Source organism: Exiguobacterium sp. s75, assembly GCF_018617145.1.
Lineage (GTDB): Bacteria > Bacillota > Bacilli > Exiguobacteriales > Exiguobacteriaceae > Exiguobacterium > Exiguobacterium profundum.
The window spans coordinates 1,415,499-1,434,630 of record NZ_JACSJQ010000001.1; the positions used below are offsets into that span (position 1 = coordinate 1,415,499).

Annotated in this window: 16 protein-coding genes; 4 read left to right on the plus strand and 12 right to left on the minus strand. The window is 51.4% G+C overall.

From position 1 onward, the window contains the following. Positions 1 to 280: 280 nt before the first annotated feature. Both KNO68_RS07285 and glpK read left to right on the plus strand, forming a co-directional pair. On the plus strand, positions 281 to 988 hold the full coding sequence (locus KNO68_RS07285; protein ID WP_047795079.1) for an MIP/aquaporin family protein: 708 nt from the start codon (positions 281 to 283) through the stop codon (positions 986 to 988). Between the two features lie 28 nt (positions 989 to 1,016). Continuing rightward, positions 1,017 to 2,534 carry a glycerol kinase GlpK gene (gene glpK, locus KNO68_RS07290; protein ID WP_078147317.1) on the plus strand — a complete coding sequence of 506 codons (1,518 nt, stop codon included), beginning with the start codon at positions 1,017 to 1,019 and terminating at the stop codon, positions 2,532 to 2,534. 65 nt (positions 2,535 to 2,599) lie between these two features. On the opposite strand, the gene KNO68_RS07295 is transcribed toward glpK, so the two are convergent. The 12 genes from KNO68_RS07295 to cspD all read right to left on the minus strand — a co-directional run bounded on the left by KNO68_RS07295 (position 2,600) and on the right by cspD (position 16,537). Beyond that, positions 2,600 to 3,754 (minus strand): PDZ domain-containing protein, encoded by a 1,155-nt coding sequence (locus tag KNO68_RS07295; RefSeq protein WP_240499842.1) that lies wholly within the window; start codon positions 3,752 to 3,754, stop codon positions 2,600 to 2,602. 28 nt (positions 3,755 to 3,782) lie between these two features. Next, positions 3,783 to 5,186 carry a S41 family peptidase gene (locus KNO68_RS07300; RefSeq protein WP_214683868.1) on the minus strand — a complete coding sequence of 468 codons (1,404 nt, stop codon included), beginning with the start codon at positions 5,184 to 5,186 and terminating at the stop codon, positions 3,783 to 3,785. A gap of 101 nt (positions 5,187 to 5,287) precedes the next feature. Continuing rightward, complete coding sequence (locus KNO68_RS07305; RefSeq protein WP_214683866.1) at positions 5,288 to 6,613, minus strand: murein hydrolase activator EnvC family protein; 1,326 nt, start codon at positions 6,611 to 6,613, stop codon at positions 5,288 to 5,290. A 23-nt stretch (positions 6,614 to 6,636) separates the two neighbouring features. Further along, positions 6,637 to 7,539, minus strand: a complete 903-nt coding sequence (ftsX, locus tag KNO68_RS07310; RefSeq protein ID WP_031422854.1) for a permease-like cell division protein FtsX — start codon at positions 7,537 to 7,539, stop codon at positions 6,637 to 6,639. After that, complete coding sequence (gene ftsE / locus KNO68_RS07315; RefSeq protein ID WP_078147321.1) at positions 7,529 to 8,215, minus strand: cell division ATP-binding protein FtsE; 687 nt, start codon at positions 8,213 to 8,215, stop codon at positions 7,529 to 7,531. The genes ftsX and ftsE overlap by 11 nt, the downstream gene beginning before the upstream one ends. Positions 8,216 to 8,568: 353 nt before the next feature. Continuing rightward, complete coding sequence (locus KNO68_RS07320) at positions 8,569 to 10,176, minus strand: BCCT family transporter (RefSeq protein WP_214683865.1); 1,608 nt, start codon at positions 10,174 to 10,176, stop codon at positions 8,569 to 8,571. A 112-nt stretch (positions 10,177 to 10,288) separates the two neighbouring features. Continuing rightward, on the minus strand, positions 10,289 to 10,624 hold the full coding sequence (gene cccB / locus KNO68_RS07325) for a cytochrome c551 (protein ID WP_031422851.1): 336 nt from the start codon (positions 10,622 to 10,624) through the stop codon (positions 10,289 to 10,291). Between the two features lie 108 nt (positions 10,625 to 10,732). Continuing rightward, positions 10,733 to 11,590 carry a YitT family protein gene (locus KNO68_RS07330; protein WP_031422849.1) on the minus strand — a complete coding sequence of 286 codons (858 nt, stop codon included), beginning with the start codon at positions 11,588 to 11,590 and terminating at the stop codon, positions 10,733 to 10,735. Positions 11,591 to 11,651: 61 nt separating this feature from the next. Further along, entirely contained in the window at positions 11,652 to 12,752 is a 1,101-nt protein-coding gene (prfB, locus tag KNO68_RS07335; protein ID WP_078147323.1) for a peptide chain release factor 2, read from the minus strand. Between the two features lie 54 nt (positions 12,753 to 12,806). Further along, positions 12,807 to 15,329, minus strand: a complete 2,523-nt coding sequence (gene secA, locus KNO68_RS07340) for a preprotein translocase subunit SecA (protein WP_215112246.1) — start codon at positions 15,327 to 15,329, stop codon at positions 12,807 to 12,809. 139 nt (positions 15,330 to 15,468) lie between these two features. Beyond that, positions 15,469 to 16,032, minus strand: a complete 564-nt coding sequence (hpf, locus tag KNO68_RS07345) for a ribosome hibernation-promoting factor, HPF/YfiA family (protein ID WP_012726945.1) — start codon at positions 16,030 to 16,032, stop codon at positions 15,469 to 15,471. 307 nt (positions 16,033 to 16,339) lie between these two features. Next, entirely contained in the window at positions 16,340 to 16,537 is a 198-nt protein-coding gene (gene cspD / locus KNO68_RS07350) for a cold-shock protein CspD (RefSeq protein WP_012726946.1), read from the minus strand. 259 nt (positions 16,538 to 16,796) lie between these two features. On the opposite strand from cspD, the gene KNO68_RS07355 reads away from it, so the two are divergent. After that, complete coding sequence (locus KNO68_RS07355; protein ID WP_235189275.1) at positions 16,797 to 17,303, plus strand: competence protein ComK; 507 nt, start codon at positions 16,797 to 16,799, stop codon at positions 17,301 to 17,303. Positions 17,304 to 17,377: 74 nt separating this feature from the next. Beyond that, on the plus strand, positions 17,378 to 19,123 hold the full coding sequence (locus tag KNO68_RS07360; protein WP_078147325.1) for a hypothetical protein: 1,746 nt from the start codon (positions 17,378 to 17,380) through the stop codon (positions 19,121 to 19,123). Positions 19,124 to 19,132 lie beyond the last annotated feature (9 nt).

Below are 19,132 nucleotides of genomic sequence, written 5' to 3' on the forward strand. Positions count from 1 at the left end.
AAGATTTCAACAGAATCACTTTTGTGGCATAAAGCATTGCACTTTTCAGATTGGACTATGTCCCTAGTAAATTGGAATGCTTGAAATATCCGAAAAAACCATCCACTTCGTGAACGTTTCGCTCTGCTTCTTAATTCTTTTGCGAAGTTTACAGCTGTAAATGTGAACATTTGTAGGAAAAAAGTAGGATTTTTAAAAAACACTGTTTTAAAACGCTTACATTTTGGGCATATAATGAAGTGGTAAGTCAAATTGCATAAGGGAGAAAGGGGAGTATCACATGTCAGCATTTGTCAGTGAAATTATTGGTACGATGCTATTGATTCTGCTCGGTAACGGTGTCGTCGCCGGCGTCGTCCTCCGCCATTCCAAAGCGGAAAACTCTGGCTGGATTGTCATCACAATGGGTTGGGGTCTTGCCGTTATGGTCGGGGTCTACGCAGCCGGAATTTACGGAGGCGCTCACATCAACCCTGCCGTCACGATTGGTCTCGCGACAGCAGGCGAATTCCCATGGGCTGATGTCCCACTTTATATCCTCGCTCAGTTTATTGGAGCCATCATCGGGGCATGTTTGGTTTATGTCCACTACAAGCCGCACTATGATGCGACAGACGATCCTGGTTTAAAACTGGCGACGTTCTCGACAGCTCCAGGTATTCGAAGCACGCCGTACAACTTGATTGGTGAGATTATCGGAACATTCGTCCTTGTCTTTGCATTGTTGTCATTCGGGGCAAACACATTCGCAGACGGACTCAATCCACTCATCGTTGGTTTCTTGATTGTATCGATTGGTCTTTCGCTCGGTGGTACGACGGGATATGCGATCAACCCGGCACGTGACCTTGGGCCACGTATCGCACACGCATTCCTTCCAATTAAAGGAAAAGGATCTTCAGATTGGGGTTATTCATGGATCCCGGTCGTCGGTCCGATTATCGGTGCGATTATTGCCGCACTCATCTACGGTATTCTCGTCCCTTAACACATAATTTTGAAGGAGGAAATCACATATGGCGAAAGAAAAACGTTATATTTTAGCATTGGACCAAGGAACGACAAGTTCACGAGCAATCATCTTTGATCATGATGGAAAAATTGTCACAGTCGCACAGCGCGAATTCAAACAATACTTCCCGAAACCAGGCTGGGTCGAGCACAACGCCAATGAGATTTGGGGGTCTGTCCTCGCCGTTATGGCGGAAGCGTTCGGTTCTGCTGATATCGACCCGAATGAGATTGCCGGAATCGGGATCACGAACCAACGTGAAACAGCTGTCGTTTGGGAGAAGGAAACAGGACGCCCTGTCTATAACGCCGTCGTCTGGCAATCCCGTCAAACCGCCGACATCTGTGAAGAGCTGAAAGCAGCCGGTCATTCCGATATGGTCCGCGACAAAACAGGTCTCCTCATCGATGCCTACTTCTCAGGAACGAAAGTCAAATGGATTCTTGACAACGTCGAGGGTGCACGTGAAAAAGCTGAGAACGGCGAACTCCTCTTCGGGACAATCGACACGTGGCTCATCTGGAAACTCTCTGGTGGAAAAGCACACGTAACCGATTATTCGAACGCATCGCGTACACTCATGTACAACATCTACGAGCAGAAGTGGGATGACGAGTTACTCGACATCTTGACAGTGCCAAAATCAATGCTTCCTGAAGTCAAACCGTCAAGTGAAGTCTATGCGAACACGATTCCATACCACTTCTTCGGATTCGAAGTCCCGATTGCCGGAGCTGCAGGTGACCAACAGGCCGCCTTGTTCGGACAAACTTGCTTCGAAAAAGGTGAGGCGAAAAACACGTATGGAACAGGTTGTTTCATGCTCATGAACACGGGAGAAGAAGCCGTCAAATCTGATCACGGTCTCTTGACGACAATCGCTTGGGGCTATAACGGGAAAGTAGAATACGCGCTCGAAGGTTCGATCTTCGTCGCCGGTTCTGCAATCCAGTGGCTCCGTGACGGATTACGAATGTTGAAATCAGCGAAAGACTCGGAACAGTATGCGACACGGATCGAATCAACTGACGGTGTCTACGTCGTTCCTGCCTTCGTCGGTCTCGGTGCCCCGTACTGGAACTCTGACGTCCGTGGTGCCATCTTCGGTCTCACGCGTGGGACAGAGAAAGAACAGATGGTCCGGGCGACAATCGAGTCACTCGCTTACCAGACACGTGACGTCCTCACGTCGATGGAAAATGACTCAGGCATCAACTTGAAGACGCTCCGCGTCGATGGTGGAGCCGTCAGCAACAACTTCCTCATGCAGTTCCAATCGGACATTCTCAACGTCCCGGTCGAACGTCCTGAAGTGAGTGAAACGACTGCACTCGGTGCCGCCTACTTGGCGGGTCTCGCCGTTGGATTCTGGAAAGACCAAGCCGAAGTCAAAGACCAGTGGAAACTCGATAAGAAGTTCGATCCGAACATGGACGAGTCTCACCGTGAAGCCCTATACAAAGGATGGCAACACGCTGTCGAAGCCACAATGGCATTCAAACCTTCAAAACTTGATGTATAAGACGAAAGGGCATCCTTGCAGGTGCCCTTTTTGTATGCAAAAAAGAGTACCCATGACGGATACTCTTACAGTTTACGTAAGCGAACTCTCGGGCTCGTTGGTTCCCCGACGAACAAAATCCCGAGCTCATGTGGATCGGTCTCATACATCGCCCGTTGAACGAATCGGATGTCTCCGTTCAGATTCAACACTTCCAGCTTGATGTATGGCTTATGTTGCTGGAGCGCCTCATAAAAACTGTGCCCTCCGGTGATGACCGTCCCGTTGACTTTATAGATCGATTCACCCGGGATGAGCTGCATCGCCTCTCCAGGCGAGTTCGGTAGCGTGTCGACGATGACCGCCCCACGGTTTCCGTTGATGAAGACGGGTGTCGTTCCCCGATTCTCGCGTTTGATCCATTGTAAGCCGAGCTCATAGAGGACGAATAGCGTCAATACTACATAGTCGACATATGGAATCTCAAACGCATATGAGAGGCCGAATAGACCGAGAGCGATCAAAGCGAGTACGGCACGATAATTGCTCAGTCGTGCGAGAAGCGTTCCTGGTAGGGCGCCGGTCGACAATAAACTGACCCCGATGGGAATCGGAAGAATGATGGGCACCATCGGCCAGTCGAGACCGAACATCGGTGGCACGAAGACGACGAGCGGGAAAAACCAAATCCGTTTGACGACATGCCCTCCGATAAACTGCCCCCGTTTCGACAAGATCAAGGTCGGGGATGTCTCTTTTGGTCCGTTCCAGCGCAAGAGAATCGCTTCAGCAAGGGTGACGAGGCCGAATGTGAGCGCATAGACCGTCCAATCGACCTGAGCGAGTGCTGCTACCCAATCACGAAGCACCCCATATGCGACAACATCGCGTAACAAGACGACCCCAAACAACACGAGAAGAGGCAGCACCGGATTAAAGAATCGCGGATGCATCGTCAAGACGACGAGCGTATAGAGAATCGTGAACGAGACGGCCCACTCAAACGTGATGGTCGTCTCGAGTAAAATCGTCACGGCCGATGAGAGGACCGCTAACAGAAGACTCGGCCAGATGAAATGTCTCCATTCCGACTTCGGTGAGCGACGTCTCGAACGGAACATGGCCCGTTCTCGCTTGACCCGTGTCAGCGATATGTATGTAAGGGCGACAAGTGTCACCCAAAACAGCGGACTACCTAACAACGTCAATAAAGCCGTAACACCCATTCGTACAACTTCCACGCGGTCCAACCCTTTCTTTCATACAACGTTATTTTGCGGCTTCTTCAAGCGCACGATTCAATTGGGCGTCATTCGCCTCATCTTGAATCGCTTCGAGCAACTTCGCTTCGAGTGCAGAGGCTGTCTCTTCATCGACAGTTCCAGAAGCCTCGAGACCATTGTCTGTCTGGAATGCTTTCACGGCGTTCGCCATCGTGTCCCCGTAATATCCCGGCTGACCGCCTGGCTCATAGCCGATTCCAGTTAAAATTTTATGCAAGTTCGAGACGGCGTCACCGTAATCTCCGACTTGGAGCGACTCTTCTTCTGTCAGGACACGGGTCACGTTGAAGAAGTCCGGTTGCTCCACTTCAATGTCCGGCTCGATGCCCTTCTTGTTAATCCAATTTCCGTCCGGTGTGAGCCACTTGCTCGTCGTCAATTTCAAGTTACTGCCGTCCTCTAAGTCGAACGCCGTCTGGACGACACCTTTTCCGAACGTCTTCGTCCCGATGATGGTCGCGCCTGCTCCTTCTTTCATCGCACCAGTCAAAATCTCAGATGCCGAGGCAGAACCCTCATCCGTCAAGACAAACAGGTCATACGGTTTCGCTTCACGAGCGCGACCGTTTTGTGCATCACGGTCACCGTCCGCATTCTCGATTTGGACGACCGGTTTTGAGGTCGGGACGAACCCTTCCGACATCTCGATGACGGCAGGCAAGAGACCTCCCGGATTTCCACGAACATCGATGATCAAGCTATCGATTTCTTCTGACTCGAGTTGCTCGAGTTGTTCGAGGAATTCATCAGCCGTCGGTTCTGAGAATTGGGTGACTTGGAGATACCCAATCTTTTTACCGTCTTTCTCTTTCACTTCAGAGAAGACCGTCTCGATTGGAATCGTGTCACGTGTGATCTCATAATCCGCCGTCTGACTGCCACGGCGAATCGTCAACGTGACGGTCGTCCCTTTTTCGCCTCGAATCAATTGGACGGCTTCCTGTACATCCATCCCTTCGATCGACTCCCCGTCGACCGCTGTGATGATGTCGCCAGGACGAAGTCCCCCCTCTTCAGCCGGAGCGCCTTTGATCGGAGCGACAATTAGGATGTCCTCTCCTTTCTTCTCCAAAGTCGCGCCGATTCCTTCAAAACTCGATTCAATCGAGTCCGTAAATTGTGACGTTTCTTCCGCATCCAAGAAATCCGAATACGGGTCGTTCAGCGCTGCGGTCATCCCGTCGAGCGCACCGGTCAATAAATCGTCTTCTGAGATGTCCTGTAACGAATGTTCTTCAATCAAATTACGTACTTGGTCGACTTTATCCCAGCCTTCCGCATTCGTTTGAATGGGAAGCGATGTGTCTGTAAACGCCATCGTCGCAAGGCCTGCACCGGCCCCAGCCACGAACGTTGTGCCAGCGAGTAGTCCTGCGGTTGAATTTTTCACGGGTTGGTCCCTCATTTCTCTTTGTAAGTCTTTTCATTAGTATAGCAAAAACTAGAGGAAAAGCGGACGCGTTCCACATATTTGGGACGCGTCCGCTTCTGTCAGTATCCAATATACGGGGCTGGGTCAATCGCGTTCGGCTGTCCCGGTGCCCATTTTCCTCGGTGTAACTCAAAATGAAGATGGGGACCGGTCGACCAGCCGGTATTGCCGAGCGTTCCGACCGTCTGTCCCGCCGCCACTTGTTGACCGGCTCCGACTGTGATCGCATTTAAATGGGCATAGACGGTCGTCCAAATCTCACCGTTGATGACATGCGAAACGAAGACGACATTTCCATATCCGGTCGCCGGTGCCGCCTTGATGACGACACCTGGTGCGCTTGACACGATTGGTGTTCCAGACGCATTGACGAGGTCGATGCCCTTGTGAATCTCCGGCACACCTGTCAACGGGTTGTCTCGTGGACCGAACGGACTAGACACATAACCGGACACAGGACGAACGAATCCCGTGGACGTGGACACATTCGTCGGTGTTTCGGTTGGTGCGGTCACTTCTGGTGCCTCCTCGACCTCCGACTCACGGGCTTCCGCTTCTGCTTGTGCTCGCTCTTCAGCGGCACGCGCCTCAGCTTCACGTTTGGCACGTTCCGCCGCCTCTGCGGCTTCTCGTTCGGCAGTCGCAATCGCCTCTAGTTGTTCACTGATGATGCGGTTCTGTTCAGCCATGACCGCCTGCTCTTCACTGCGCGTCATCTTTTCGAGCTCGAGCTGCTCTACTTGTTCGTTCAGTTCAACCAACAGGTCACGTTTCTTCTCGGCCGTCCGGTCAAGGTCTTGCTTGGTGATGACGAGCTCGCGCTCTTTTTGCTTGATGAAAGAGAGCTGGGTACGTTGTGTCGACTCGAGCGACTCCAAACGTTCCATCTCACTCATATAATTATGTATGAGCTCCCGGTCCTGTTCAGCGATCGTGCGGGCCGTCATAGCCCGTGTCACGAAGTCGCCGAAGGAACGGGACTCAAAAATGACTTGTAAATAGGAAGTGTCTTCATGTACTTGCAAAACGCGAAGGCGCTCGTTCACGAGTTCCTTCTGGCTTTCCAAGTATTCTTCCTGAACGGAAAGTTGTTGGCGGGTCGACTCGAGTTCTGCCCGGGCTGTATCGACCTCATGCTGCTGAATGGCGATTTGTTCGCTCAATTCATTCAACCGGTCGTCGACGACGTGTATTTCCGTCTTCACGGCATCACGCTCTGCCTCGGTGATCTCGAGTTCGGCATCCGTCTCGGCCTGCGCTTTTTTCGACTCCTCCAACTCATTGGACAGTTGATCTTGTCGAGCTTTCAACGTGTCTTTCTCTGTCGCCATGACCGGCATGGCAAGTAACGATACACACAACCCTAGCGCAAGCGAACGTTTCATCCGCCAACTCCTCCTTATTTAAGTTAGATTTTCAAGAAACGACCGAGCGATGTCGTCGATCCCCAGATTCCGATGAACGCACCGAGTGCAAGTAAAACAAGCGATACTTGGACTGTTAGCGTCGATGGATCAATCAACTTAAATATATCACTATTCAATTGATCAAGCGATGGTTGTAAAGCACTATATGCAACGTCATATCCGAAATAAATGACAAGAATCGGGACGAGAGCCCCAAGCATTCCAAGGAGCAATCCTTCGATAAAGAACGGCCAGCGGATAAAGCTGTTTTTCGCTCCGACGAGTCGCATGATTTCAATCTCACGGCGACGCGAGAAGATTGTCATTTTAATCGTATTTGAGATCAAGAACATCGCCATCAATGTCAAACCGACAATCAACGCGAGTCCACCGATGCGAATCCCGTTGAAGAAGGCAAACATTTTATCGATGTAGTCTTTTCCGTATTTCACATCGTCCACATTATCGAGTGAACCGACCGATTTGGCCACTTCCTCTAGTTCTGTCGGGTCTTGTGCTTTGACGATATAGCGGGCGTGGAGCGGGTTGTCTTTTTCAACCGTTCCGTATGCAGCCGCATCATCGCCAAGCTGGTCTTGGAACTTCGCTAGCTCATCTTCTTTTGAACTGAACGTGACCGTCGAGACACCCGGCACCTGTTCAATGTTCTCCCCGAGTTTCTCAACCGAGTTCTCATCCGCTGTACGAGTGATGAACACTTGAATCTCGACATCATTTTCGACGTTATCTGAAATTTCATTGATGTTGAACATGACGAGTGCGAATACACCGACAAGTAGCAACGTAATGGTCACGGCACTAATCGCCGCGAACGACATCCATCCATTCCGAAGTGTTCCTTTGAACCCTTCACGCAAATGGCGCAATCCAGTCTTAAATATCATAGCCATATGCTCCTTTCTCTTCATCGCGCACGACTTTCCCGTTCTCAATCGCGATGACGCGGTGACGAATCTTATCGACGATGTCACGGTTGTGTGTCGCCATGACGATTGTCGCTCCGCGGCGGTGAATCTCTTCAAACACTTCCATGATGCCCCATGCTGTTTCCGGGTCTAAGTTCCCTGTCGGCTCATCGGCGATGATCAATTTTGGCTTATTGACGATTGCGCGAGCAATCGAGACACGTTGTTGTTCTCCACCTGATAGTTCGTCGGGATAGTTGCGCGCCTTGTTCTTCAATCCGACAAGGTTCAACACATCCATGACTTGTTTCCGAATCGAAGACGTGTCCGCTCCTACAACTTCTAATGCGAACGCTACGTTCTCATATACCGTAAGTGACGGCAACAATTTGAAGTCTTGGAAGATAACGCCGAGTTGACGGCGTAGCTTCGGTACGTGTCGGTTTTTAATTTTCCCGACATCGAGTCCGTCAATCAATAATTGACCGGCTGTCGGCTTCTCCTCACGATAAATCATCTTCATGAACGTCGACTTTCCGGCACCGGAAGGCCCGACGACATAAAGGAACTCGCCGTCGCGAATCTCTAGATCGAGGTCATCCATGGCGACGACGCCGTTCGGATATACTTTACTGACTTTTTGCATCGAGATCATAACGTATTCCCTACCCTTTTTAAATTATTTTTAAGCATCTATGACGAATTTGAATCGATTATTTTAGTTACTGTATATTTCGCCTAGAGTCTTTTTTACAGGAAACGGCTCCCTCTGTCAAGGTGTCGCTTTTTTATGTTAGCCTGGTCAAAAAATCATCTAGGGCATATGTTGAAGCGACTACAATTATATCAATCCGACTTTTAAAACACCATTACAGGATTGTTTCAGTTCGATTGAGTTCGATGTGAAAATGTCGCGAAGAACCTCACTTTCTTAATCTCCCAGAGAATGTTGAAACCGCACTTCAAAAGGGTGCTCCCTAAGGAACACCCTTCACCAATACGCCACATTTAATCGTGTGGTTTTTCTTTCAATGCATCAAACGGCGACTTTTTCCGTTTCCGATACTTGATATGAATCGTTGAGGATTCATAGTCATCGGAAGCCCGGATATCCCGACTCGATACGCGGACGAATGACCAAGCAAGAAGGAACATGATGAGGATAAGCGGGAATCCACCGACGATACTCGCTGTCTGGAGCGTCTCTAGTCCGCCGAGGAACATGAGCGTGAGCGGCATGATAGCAAGCGCGAACGCCCAAAAGAGACGGTTCCAGACAATCGGCTCATCCTCGACATGTTTTTGCGTGACCGATGCCAAGATGTATGATGATGAATCGAACGTTGTCGCCAAAAAGATAATGGCAAGAAGCGTAAAGACGCCGATGACGACTTTCCCGAAAGGCAATTGGCCGATGATGGCGATGATTGTAGGTGCCGGGCCATTCGCCGCCATGTACCCGACAACATCGAACGTCCCACTTAGATGAAGGTAGAGCCCGTAGTTTCCGAGAATCCCAAAGAACAAGATGCATCCGAGCGTTCCGTACACCATCGTCCCAAAGATCATATTCCGAATCGTACGACCGCGTGAGATACGGGCGACGAACAATCCGACGAATGGTGCATAGACAAGCCACCATGCCCAATAGAACACCGTCCACGATTCCGGGAACCCGGTCGATGTGAAGCCACCGAAGTCACCGAACGGTTCCATCCACGTTGCCATCCGGAAAAAGTTATCCATGACGATTCCGACTCCATTGAACGTCGTCTCCATAATGAATCGAGTCGGACCAAAGATAAGCACGAACGTCAAAATCCCAAGGGCGAGCCAGATGTTCAAGTCACTGAGTACTTTGATGCCACCCTTCAGTCCAATGTAAGAACTGATGGCGAAGATGACCGTACAAATCAACATGATGACGGCCTGCATCCCGAGCGTGACGGGAATCCCTGTCAGTTCGTTGACCCCTTCGGCAATCATCGGGGTACCGAGGGCGAGCGTCGTCCCGGCACCACCTAATAATCCAAAGATAAATAAGATATCAATCAATTTACCGAGGGGTCCATCTGCCCATTTTCCGATAACGGGACGTACCGCTTCACTTACCTTTAAGACGGATTTCTTACGGACGTAAAAGAAATAAGCGATCGGCAGTGCCGGTAACGTATAGATTGCCCAAGCGATCGGTCCCCAGTGGAACATCCCATATGCTGTCGACCATTGAATCGCTTCCGGTGACTCCGGTGTCAGCCCGAACGGCGGACCTTCATAGTAATAGACCCATTCGATGACGGACCAATAGAGGATGCTGGACCCGATGCCGGCAGCAAATAACATCGCCGCCCAAGAGAATGAACTAAATTCGGGTTCTTCATCTTCACGACCTAATTTGATATGACCATTCTTACTGAAGGCAATGAAAATCAAAAATCCGAACGCACCTAAGCCCATTGCTAAGTACAACATGCCGAAGTTAGAGGTCATGTATTCGTTCGCCGCACCGACCCACGCTTTACCGGTCTCTGGGAAGAAGATGAGCGGTAACGTCACCCCTAACAGTAATACAAACGAGCCGATAAAAGTCGGCCAGTCAATCAGTTTCGTCTTCAATCGTCATCACTCCATTTCCACTATGTCTCACGTTACCTTAACAATATTTCCCCAAGCCTTAACACCCAAAACAAAAAAGCATGAGGTGTGTTCCACCTCATGCTGTCGAATCTTATTTTTTCTCAGCGAGCCAAGCGGCGACCGCTGTGATCTCTTCGTCTTTTTCAATGACGTTCGCAGGCATCGCGCCTTGACCGTTTCGAATGACGTTTTCAATCTCTTCTGCCGACAGACGAGCACCGACTTGCTCGAGTGACGGACCACTCATTCCTTCAAGGTTCGCACCATGACATGCCGCACAGTTTTGTGCGTATACCGCTTCCGCGTCAACCGATGCCGTGTTCGAGCCCGAATCCCCGTTGCTCGATGTATCCTCTTCTTCACCGCCGCCACATGCGCCGAGTGTCAGCATGGCGCCGAGGCCGATGGCCATCATCCATTTTTTCATAACCACGTTCCCCTCCTAAGTTGTAGAAATGACCTACATTTACCATTATAGCCGTTAACGTATGTTTTCTAACCTAATCTCACGAAAAGTACACAAAGATTCCACAACTTACGGCACGTTGATGTAACGCTTATCAGACGTAAACCCTTGTCCGAGCACCTCATGTGCCTCACTGAAGACGAGGAACGCCTCTGGGTCGATCCGACGGATGATTTCCTTCAATCGACTCACCTCGCTCTGACGGACGACGATCATGAGCATCGGACGGTCGAGACGTGAATACGCTCCGATCGCTTGGATCTCTGTCGCTCCGCGGTCAAGCTCCTCGAAGACGGCCCGGACGATAAAGTCCCGCTTCTCCGAGATGACGTAAGCCATCTTGTCCTGTGTGAACCCGAGCTGGACGAAGTCGATCATCTTGACCGTGATGAATAACGCGATGAGTGCATAGAGTCCGGTCGTGAACGAGAACGTCAAGGCCGCGGTCAAGACGACCATGCCATCGAGGATGGCGATACAGAGATAGAGCGGGATGTGCGTGAACTTATGTAAGACCTGCGCGATCAAGTCCATCCCCCCTGTCGAGGCGCGCCCCCGGAAGATGAGCCCGAGTCCGACCCCGACGCCGACACCACCGAAGATGGCCGCGAGGAGCGTATCGTCCACGGCCGCACCGGCATCGATCGCCTCATAGAAAAGAATGACACCCGGTAAGAAGATGGAGCCGACGAGCGACTTCACCCCGAAGCCGAGTCCAAGGATGGCCCAACCGATAATCAAAAGTAACACGTTAGCCACGAGCTGGAACGCCCCCGGCGAGATGCCGAACAGCTCATACGTGATGACCGAGATCCCGCTCACCCCGCCTGATGCCAGATTGTTTGGCAACAGAAATAAGCTGAAGGCCGAGGCGACGAACACTGAGCCGGTCAACAAATACAGATAGTCTTTGACGATTTGCTTCATTAAAGAAAGTCTCCTTTACACACAACATGGCCCAAAGACAGGTGTCTTTGAGCCACATGCATCACATATTTGTTTTACGAAGGTAGGCATCGATGAACGGCATGACGTCGCCGTCCATAACGCCACTCGTGTTCCCGACTTCATAGTTCGTCCGGTGGTCTTTGACCATCGAATACGGGTGGAAGACATACGAACGGATTTGGCTACCCCAACCGATGTCCGTCTTTTCCCCACGGATCTCGTCGAGTTTTCGTTGCTGCTCGTCGAGTTCGCGTTGGTACAATTTCGCTTTCAACATCTTCATCGCCGACTCACGGTTCTTGATCTGTGAGCGCTCGGTCTGACACGAAACGACGACGCCCGTCGGCACGTGCGTGATCCGGACGGCAGAGTCCGTCGTGTTGATGTGCTGACCGCCGGCACCTGATGCACGGTACGTGTCGATACGGAGGTCCTCTGTCCGTACTTCGATCTCGATGTCGTCATCGAATTCCGGCATAACGTCACATGACACGAACGACGTGTGTCGACGACCTGACGAATCAAACGGCGAGATACGGACCAAGCGGTGAATCCCTTTCTCTGCCTTCAAGTAGCCGTATGCGTTATGACCGACGATGCGGAGCGTGACCGACTTGACGCCCGCCTCTTCACCCGGGAGGTAATCGACCGTCTCGACTTTCCAGCCTTGTTTGTCAGCGAAACGTTGATACATCCGAAGGAGCATCGATGCCCAGTCCTGTGACTCGGTACCGCCCGCACCTGGGTGCAATTCGAGGATGGCGTTGTTCGCGTCGTATGGTCCGTTCAAGAGGATCTCGAGTTCGAAGTCATCAAACTCCTTCTTGAGCGCTTGAATCGATTCCGCGAGCTCTTCTTGCATCTCGGCGTCCGGCTCTTCCTTGATGAGTTCGAGCGTCACTTCGCCGTCCTCATGTTGATTGGCGAGGTCTTGATACTTGTCGACCATCGCTTTGAGTCCGTTTGACTCATCGATGACTTTTTGTGCCTTCTCCTGGTTGTCCCAGAAGTCAGGATACGTCATCTCGTTCTCGAGCTCGGCGATACGTGCCTCTTTCTCTGTCAAGTTGAGAGACGCTCTGTAATTCTCGAGGCGTTTCGCCATCGCCTCTAGTTCGTTCCGAATATCTGAAATTTCCATAGTGTGATTCACCTTTCCGTAGGAAAGAGGCGAGCGGACCCGCCTCTTCAATAATTAAGCCTGTTGTCTACCGTGACAGTTCTTGAACTTCTTGCCAGAACCGCACCAGCACGGGTCGTTCCGGCCGATGCTGTCTTCTTTCGAACGACGGACCGGTTTCTTCTTGACCGGTGCATCGCTCTTGCCAGAGACGGCGACTTCCTCTTCGACGACTTTCTCGCGGCGGAGGTTGTCCCCGACTTCGGCACGAAGGACGAAGCCTGTCACTTCTTCTGCGATTGCCGCATTCATCGCGTCGAACATGTTGATCCCTTCCGCTTGGTACTCACGAAGCGGGTCGTTCTGTCCGTAAGCGCGGAGGTGAATCCCTTGACGTAACTGATCCATATGGTCGATATGGGACATCCAGTGCGAGTCGACGGCACGGAGCACGATGATCTTCTCGAACTCGTTGAAGCGTTCGGGCGGCGCGAGTTCACGCTTCGCCTCATACTGCTCGTTCACGCGCTCCATGAGGAGTTCGATGATTTCTTCACGTTCTTTGCCGAAGAAGTCTTTGCCTTCGACCGTCTTCTCGAGCGCGAGCGTCTGGTTGGCCCAGTGCGCGAGTTCGTCGATGTTCCATTCTTCCGGTACGAGTTCGATCGGCGTGTATTGTCCGACACCGAGTTCGACCGTCTGCGCCATCATAGAACGGACGATATCCGTGACCGACTCGTTCTCGAGGATGCTCGAGCGGTCCTTATACATGACCTTCCGTTGGTCGGCCATGACGTTGTCGTAACCGAGAAGCTGCTTCCGCGCATCGTAGTTGTTTCCTTCGACACGTTTTTGCGCTGACTCGACCGCTTTCGAGACCATGCGGCTCTCAATCGGTTGCGTGTCATCCATCCCGAGACGCTCCATCATGCTTTGGAGGCTATCCGTTCCGAAGCGACGCATGAGCTCGTCTTCAAGTGACAAGTAGAACTGGGATTTACCCGGGTCCCCTTGACGACCCGCACGACCACGGAGCTGGTTATCGATTCGGCGTGACTCGTGACGCTCTGTCCCGATGATGTAAAGACCACCGAGGTCGATGACACCTTCTCCGAGCTTGATGTCGGTACCACGACCGGCCATGTTCGTCGCAATCGTGACGGAACCTTTTTGACCGGCATTCTCGATGATTTCCGCCTCACGGGCGTGGTTCTTCGCGTTCAAGACATCGTGACGAATCTTCTTCTTCGTCAAGAGTTTGCTCAAGTATTCAGACGTCTCGACGGCGACCGTACCGACGAGGATCGGTTGTCCCGTTGCGTGGACTGCCGAAATTTCTTCGACGACGGATTTGAACTTGCCTTCCATCGATTTGAAGATGAGGTCTGCCTTGTCATCGCGAAGGATCGGTTTGTTCGTCGGAATCGTCACGACCTGCATGTTGTAGATGTTACGGAACTCTTCTTCCTCTGTCTTCGCCGTACCGGTCATCCCGGCAAGCTTCTCGTACATCCGGAAGTAGTTCTGATACGTGATTGTCGCGAGCGTCATCGATTCGCGTTGAATCTCGACGCCTTCTTTCGCCTCGATCGCCTGGTGAAGACCTTCCGAGTAGCGGCGTCCGTCCATGACACGACCCGTGAATTGGTCGATGATCATGACTTGCCCCTCACGTACCATATAGTCGATATCGTGATGCATGACCGCGTTCGCACGAAGGGCGAGCCCGACGTGGTGGTTGACGGCGACGTGCTCGATTGCGAACAGGTTGTCGATGCCGAAGAACTTCTCGGCGAGGTCGACCCCTTGGTCCGTCAAGAGGACCGATTTCGTCTTCACGTCGACCGTATAATCGTCTCCTTCTTTCAACGTACGGACGAACGCATCCGCACGCGTGTAGAGTTCAGTCGACTTTTGAGCCGATCCTGAGATGATGAGCGGAGTACGCGCCTCATCGACGAGGATCGAGTCGACTTCATCGACAATCGTGTAGTAGAGCTCGCGTTGAACACGGTCTTCCTTATAAAGGACCATGTTGTCACGGAGGTAGTCGAACCCGAGCTCGTTGTTCGTCGAGTACGTGATATCACAGTTGTAGGCCGCCTGTTTCTCGACACGGTCCATGTTCGACACGTTGAGGCCGACCGAGAGACCGAGTGCGAAGTAGAGCGGCTCCATGAGTTCTTTATCTCGTTTCGCCAAATATTCGTTGACCGTTACGACGTGTACGCCACGGCCAGTGAGCGCGTTCAAGTAGACAGGAAGTGTCGCGACGAGCGTCTTCCCTTCACCGGTTTTCATTTCGGCGATGTCGCCGTTATGGAGCACATAGCCCCCGATGAGCTGGACACGGTAATGACGCATCCCGAGCACACGCTCCGATGCCTCACGACAGACCGCGAACGCCTCCGGCAAGAGGTCGTCAAGTGTCTCGCCTTTCGCCAGACGTTCCCGGAACTCTTCCGTCTTCGCCTGAAGCTGTTCGTCGGACAATGCTTTGATTGGTTCGGCGAACGACTCGATCAAGTCGGCCGCTTTCTCTGCTTTTTTCAACATTCGTTTCTGTGGAGCAAATAACTCTTTCAAAAAGTTCGCCATACTCATATCTCCTCTGCACTCACTAAAAAATGCATGTTTTTTCCCTAATGTACAGTTTAACCGAAGTGGTGCCACCTTTCAAGGAAAGGCAAAAGGAAACGACCCCCCGAAGCCGGGAGGTCGTGTAGTGTCATGTATATTATTCAGGTTCGATCAAGCCGTACTTCCCATCTTTACGACGGTAGACGACGTTCGTGTTGCCCGTTTCTGCGTCAGAGAAGACGAAGAAGCTGTGACCGAGCATATCCATTTGAAGAATCGCCTCTTCCGTGTCCATCGGTTTCAACGTGAAGCGTTTCGTCCGCACGAGTTCGAGTTCTGCCTCGTCCTCATCGTAGACGGCCGGTGTATCATCAGGTCCTTCTAAAGACTTGAAGTACTCGCCGACGCCACCTTCTTTCCCGCGTCCTTTACGGTTGAGTTTCGTTTTGTGTTTACGGATTTGACGTTCCAATTTATCGACGACGAGGTCAATTGCCGCATACATGTCGAGGTTGATGTCCTCAGCACGGAGCAACAAGTTCGGCATCGGGATCGTCACTTCCACTTTTTGTTTCTCGTTATACACTTTCAAGTTGACGTAAGCCGTCTGTGCATCCGTAGGAGTTGTGAAATACCGAGTCAACTTCTCCAGCTTTTTCTCGACATAGTCTTTGATTGCTGGTGTGACCTCAATGTTTTCGCCGCGAATGTTATAAATCATCTGAACTCCTCCTTAGAAATAACCGCTTGAACCAATGATTCGTCGAACGAGACGGAATCTCCTGCTTCATTTCTTAAAAAAGAAAGGGGAACCAGGTGGCTCACTCATATTATACCCCGAAAACGCTACGATTGAAAACGTTATCATCAGAAAATAATGACAATTTTGTTCCGAATTCAACATTTCCTAGAACGAGCGAAAGGTATAGAAAGAAAATACCCATTCCACTCATTTTTAAACGCCTTTTTTTATTATGTAGACAAAATAAAAAGCCGACTCCCAAGGGAGCCGGCTTCGCGGTTTGAAATTATAATTTTACAACGTTAGCCGCTTGTGGGCCACGCTCGCCATCAACGATTTCAAACTCTACATCTTGACCTTCGTCAAGTGATTTGTAGCCTTCAGATTGGATTGCTGAGAAGTGTACGAACACGTCTTTGCCGCCTTCAACTTCGATGAATCCAAAACCTTTTTCTGAGTTAAACCATTTTACTTTACCTACCATGTGTAAATCCATTCCTTTCACCATTGGAGAATACAGAGGATTGTCCTCTACGGCTAATCTTACCACCTTCTTGTAAACGTGACAAATACTTTCTCAAATATTTGTAAACGTTTCGTCATTTGGCTTTCATTGGAATTATATTTCCCTACTTTTCATATTGTCTTGTTGAATTTACATTTTTTGTGATATATCATTGAAGGGATGATTTAGGTTTGTGCCGTTTGTCTTTAGCCGATCCTGAAAATCTAATACGAGGAGGATGGTGCAGCGTATGCGCTCCTACTATTCTGAGGAAAAATATCGCATCACAAAGCGAACCGTGGCGATTCTCCCTTGCTTTGACATCATGAAGCAGTCACGGATCATTCTCGAGGATGGCACCGAGATTTCAACCCCGCTCCGGCCGTACCAGTTGTTGCAACTTTCTTGCCGCCAGTACAACAGCTCGATCGAGGAAAGAATCTTCATCGCCAAACGCGTCGCCGGCGTAAAAGGGAAAGTCCCTGTCGTGATTGAACCGACAACTGGACTCGTCTTCTTCCCGACGAAGTCTCCAAAACGAGACGATTGTGAATGGTATGCCTGGTCCCATATTCGAGACATACTGAACATTGAGGGTGAGCCGAACGGGCTTGTCCTCACGACTGATGGACATCAAATCCAAACGAACGCAACACCGTACGTCCTCCGGAACCAGCTCAAAGCGACAGGTGAACTTGTCGCCCGGTTCCAACAATTGAACGCGAGCCCCGTGCTCGAGTCCTGACACGCCTTCCGTCGAAAAGACGGAAGGTTTTTTTCTATTGTATCGCTTCATTTTTTTAAAAAGAGGTCGATATTATGGTCGAGGTGACAAACATGCAAATTCAAGCCCAAGCGACCGCCGTCAGTTCGGTCTTACCAGGCATCCAGACGAACCGGACGTACAAGGCCGAACTCGTCAAACAAACAGGACCCGACTCCGCAATTGTCAAGATCAACGGTGAAGAAGTCGAGGTCACATTTAAAGATGGGCTTCCGAAAACGAACCCGTTCCAAGTGACGCTCGCCGAACAGGACGGCGTCTTGATGGCGACCGTCGTTCCTCCAAAGGAAGAGACACTTGAATCCGCACCACCTGCGTCCGCGTCGTCAAAGCTTGATGCGAAGATTCAGACGCTCCTCGCTTCCCTTCCACCTGAAGTACGAAGCGCGGTCAGCCGTCTGCTACAATCCGGACGCTTGCCGATGAACGAAGACACGGTACGCCTTCTCGAGACGGCGTTCAAAGGGGACATGCGGGACGTCATCCTACATTTGAAGACGCTCGACACTCCGACCGTTCCTCGTGAGATGGCCCGGGAAATCGCCGTCCTCTCTTTGAACGAAGCGAAACAACAGATCACACCGCCGGCGCCGAACGCTCCTTACCCACAAAAAGAGCGGTATGTCGAACTCGTCAATCTGTCACGTCCCGTGAGTGAACGCTTCACGCCGACACCGGAAACGATTGACCGGGTCATCCGTGACCTCACGCCGACGACACCGATATCATCGCGTCCGATTGAATCTGAATCGCGCCAAGCGATGCCGCTTCCTCCAATCAACGGGAAGCAAGTGATGGTGAAGGAAGTGACGTCACATCTAGCGACCGTCACGAACACGTTCCGAAACGAGCAGGCGACCGTCACGAAACAACTCGGACAAGTTGCTACGTTGATCGAGACGAACCCGCATGCGGCACGCCCTGCCCTCGAGACCGTCTCGACCCGTCTGACACAACTCGTCCAAAAGACGGACGCCTTGCTTCATACCGACGTGACGCAAGAGAAGCAATTGGTCGCCATGACGGCCAAACTCGACGTCGCGTTGTCGTTGCTTGCGACGAAACCACAAGAGAGTGCGACACTCGTCAAAGAGGTCCGGGCGGCACTGAATGATTTCCGTTATGCGCCGAACCAGACACGCATCGAATATATCCCGCACGGGGCGACACGTGCCGGCGAGATGCCGACCGTCGCGCCACTCAAGCTCGATTCGACATTATCTGGACGACACATCCAGGAAGTAGCGCAACGTGTGCAGACACAGGCACAGCTCGCCCAAGCGACGTCCAATACGCCGACATCAGCTTTATCGGTACGTGGAGATACGACGAACCCCGAGGCGCAACGCCTCGCCTCGTTCTTCCAAGTCCAACAGACGCTCAACCGCCTTGATGGCGGTCAGCTCCATCAACTCTTGTTCGCCCTACCGGCAAAAGTTCAAGAGATCGACACCGGAATCCATGTCCATATCCAAAACCGGGAGGCCGGGGACGTCGTCGACTGGGAGAACAGTGTCCTCTACATTCGTTTGGAGACCCCTCGCCTCGGAGAGATTGGCGTCAAGCTTGAGGCGAAGGACCGAAACCTCCGACTCACGCTTGAACATGACGATGCGACGGTCGAACGTCTTGCCCGTCCCCTTCTCGGGAAGATCGAACAGACGCTCGAGACGATCGGATATAAGAGTGTGACGACCCAGTTCAAACCGCTCACGAAGGCGGAGCGTGTCATCGAAGAGCCAACGATCGCACCGACGACCGGTTATGACTTTAGAATTTAGGAGGTCCCG

What these genes read in the sequence shown, in the direction of transcription:
- KNO68_RS07285 (WP_047795079.1), top strand. Translation starts at nt 281, where the DNA reads ATGTCAGCATTTGTCAGTGAAATTATTGGTACGATGCTATTGATTCTG.
- glpK (WP_078147317.1), top strand. Translation starts at nt 1,017, where the DNA reads ATGGCGAAAGAAAAACGTTATATTTTAGCATTGGACCAAGGAACGACA.
- KNO68_RS07305 (WP_214683866.1), bottom strand. Translation starts at nt 6,613, where the DNA reads ATGAAACGTTCGCTTGCGCTAGGGTTGTGTGTATCGTTACTTGCCATG.
- ftsX (WP_031422854.1), bottom strand. Translation starts at nt 7,539, where the DNA reads ATGATATTTAAGACTGGATTGCGCCATTTGCGTGAAGGGTTCAAAGGA.
- ftsE (WP_078147321.1), bottom strand. Translation starts at nt 8,215, where the DNA reads ATGATCTCGATGCAAAAAGTCAGTAAAGTATATCCGAACGGCGTCGTC.
- cccB (WP_031422851.1), bottom strand. Translation starts at nt 10,624, where the DNA reads ATGAAAAAATGGATGATGGCCATCGGCCTCGGCGCCATGCTGACACTC.
- KNO68_RS07330 (WP_031422849.1), bottom strand. Translation starts at nt 11,590, where the DNA reads ATGAAGCAAATCGTCAAAGACTATCTGTATTTGTTGACCGGCTCAGTG.
- prfB (WP_078147323.1), bottom strand. Translation starts at nt 12,752, where the DNA reads ATGGAAATTTCAGATATTCGGAACGAACTAGAGGCGATGGCGAAACGC.
- secA (WP_215112246.1), bottom strand. Translation starts at nt 15,329, where the DNA reads ATGGCGAACTTTTTGAAAGAGTTATTTGCTCCACAGAAACGAATGTTG.
- hpf (WP_012726945.1), bottom strand. Translation starts at nt 16,032, where the DNA reads ATGATTTATAACATTCGCGGCGAAAACATTGAGGTCACACCAGCAATC.
- cspD (WP_012726946.1), bottom strand. Translation starts at nt 16,537, where the DNA reads ATGGTAGGTAAAGTAAAATGGTTTAACTCAGAAAAAGGTTTTGGATTC.
- KNO68_RS07355 (WP_235189275.1), top strand. Translation starts at nt 16,797, where the DNA reads ATGGTGCAGCGTATGCGCTCCTACTATTCTGAGGAAAAATATCGCATC.
- KNO68_RS07360 (WP_078147325.1), top strand. Translation starts at nt 17,378, where the DNA reads ATGGTCGAGGTGACAAACATGCAAATTCAAGCCCAAGCGACCGCCGTC.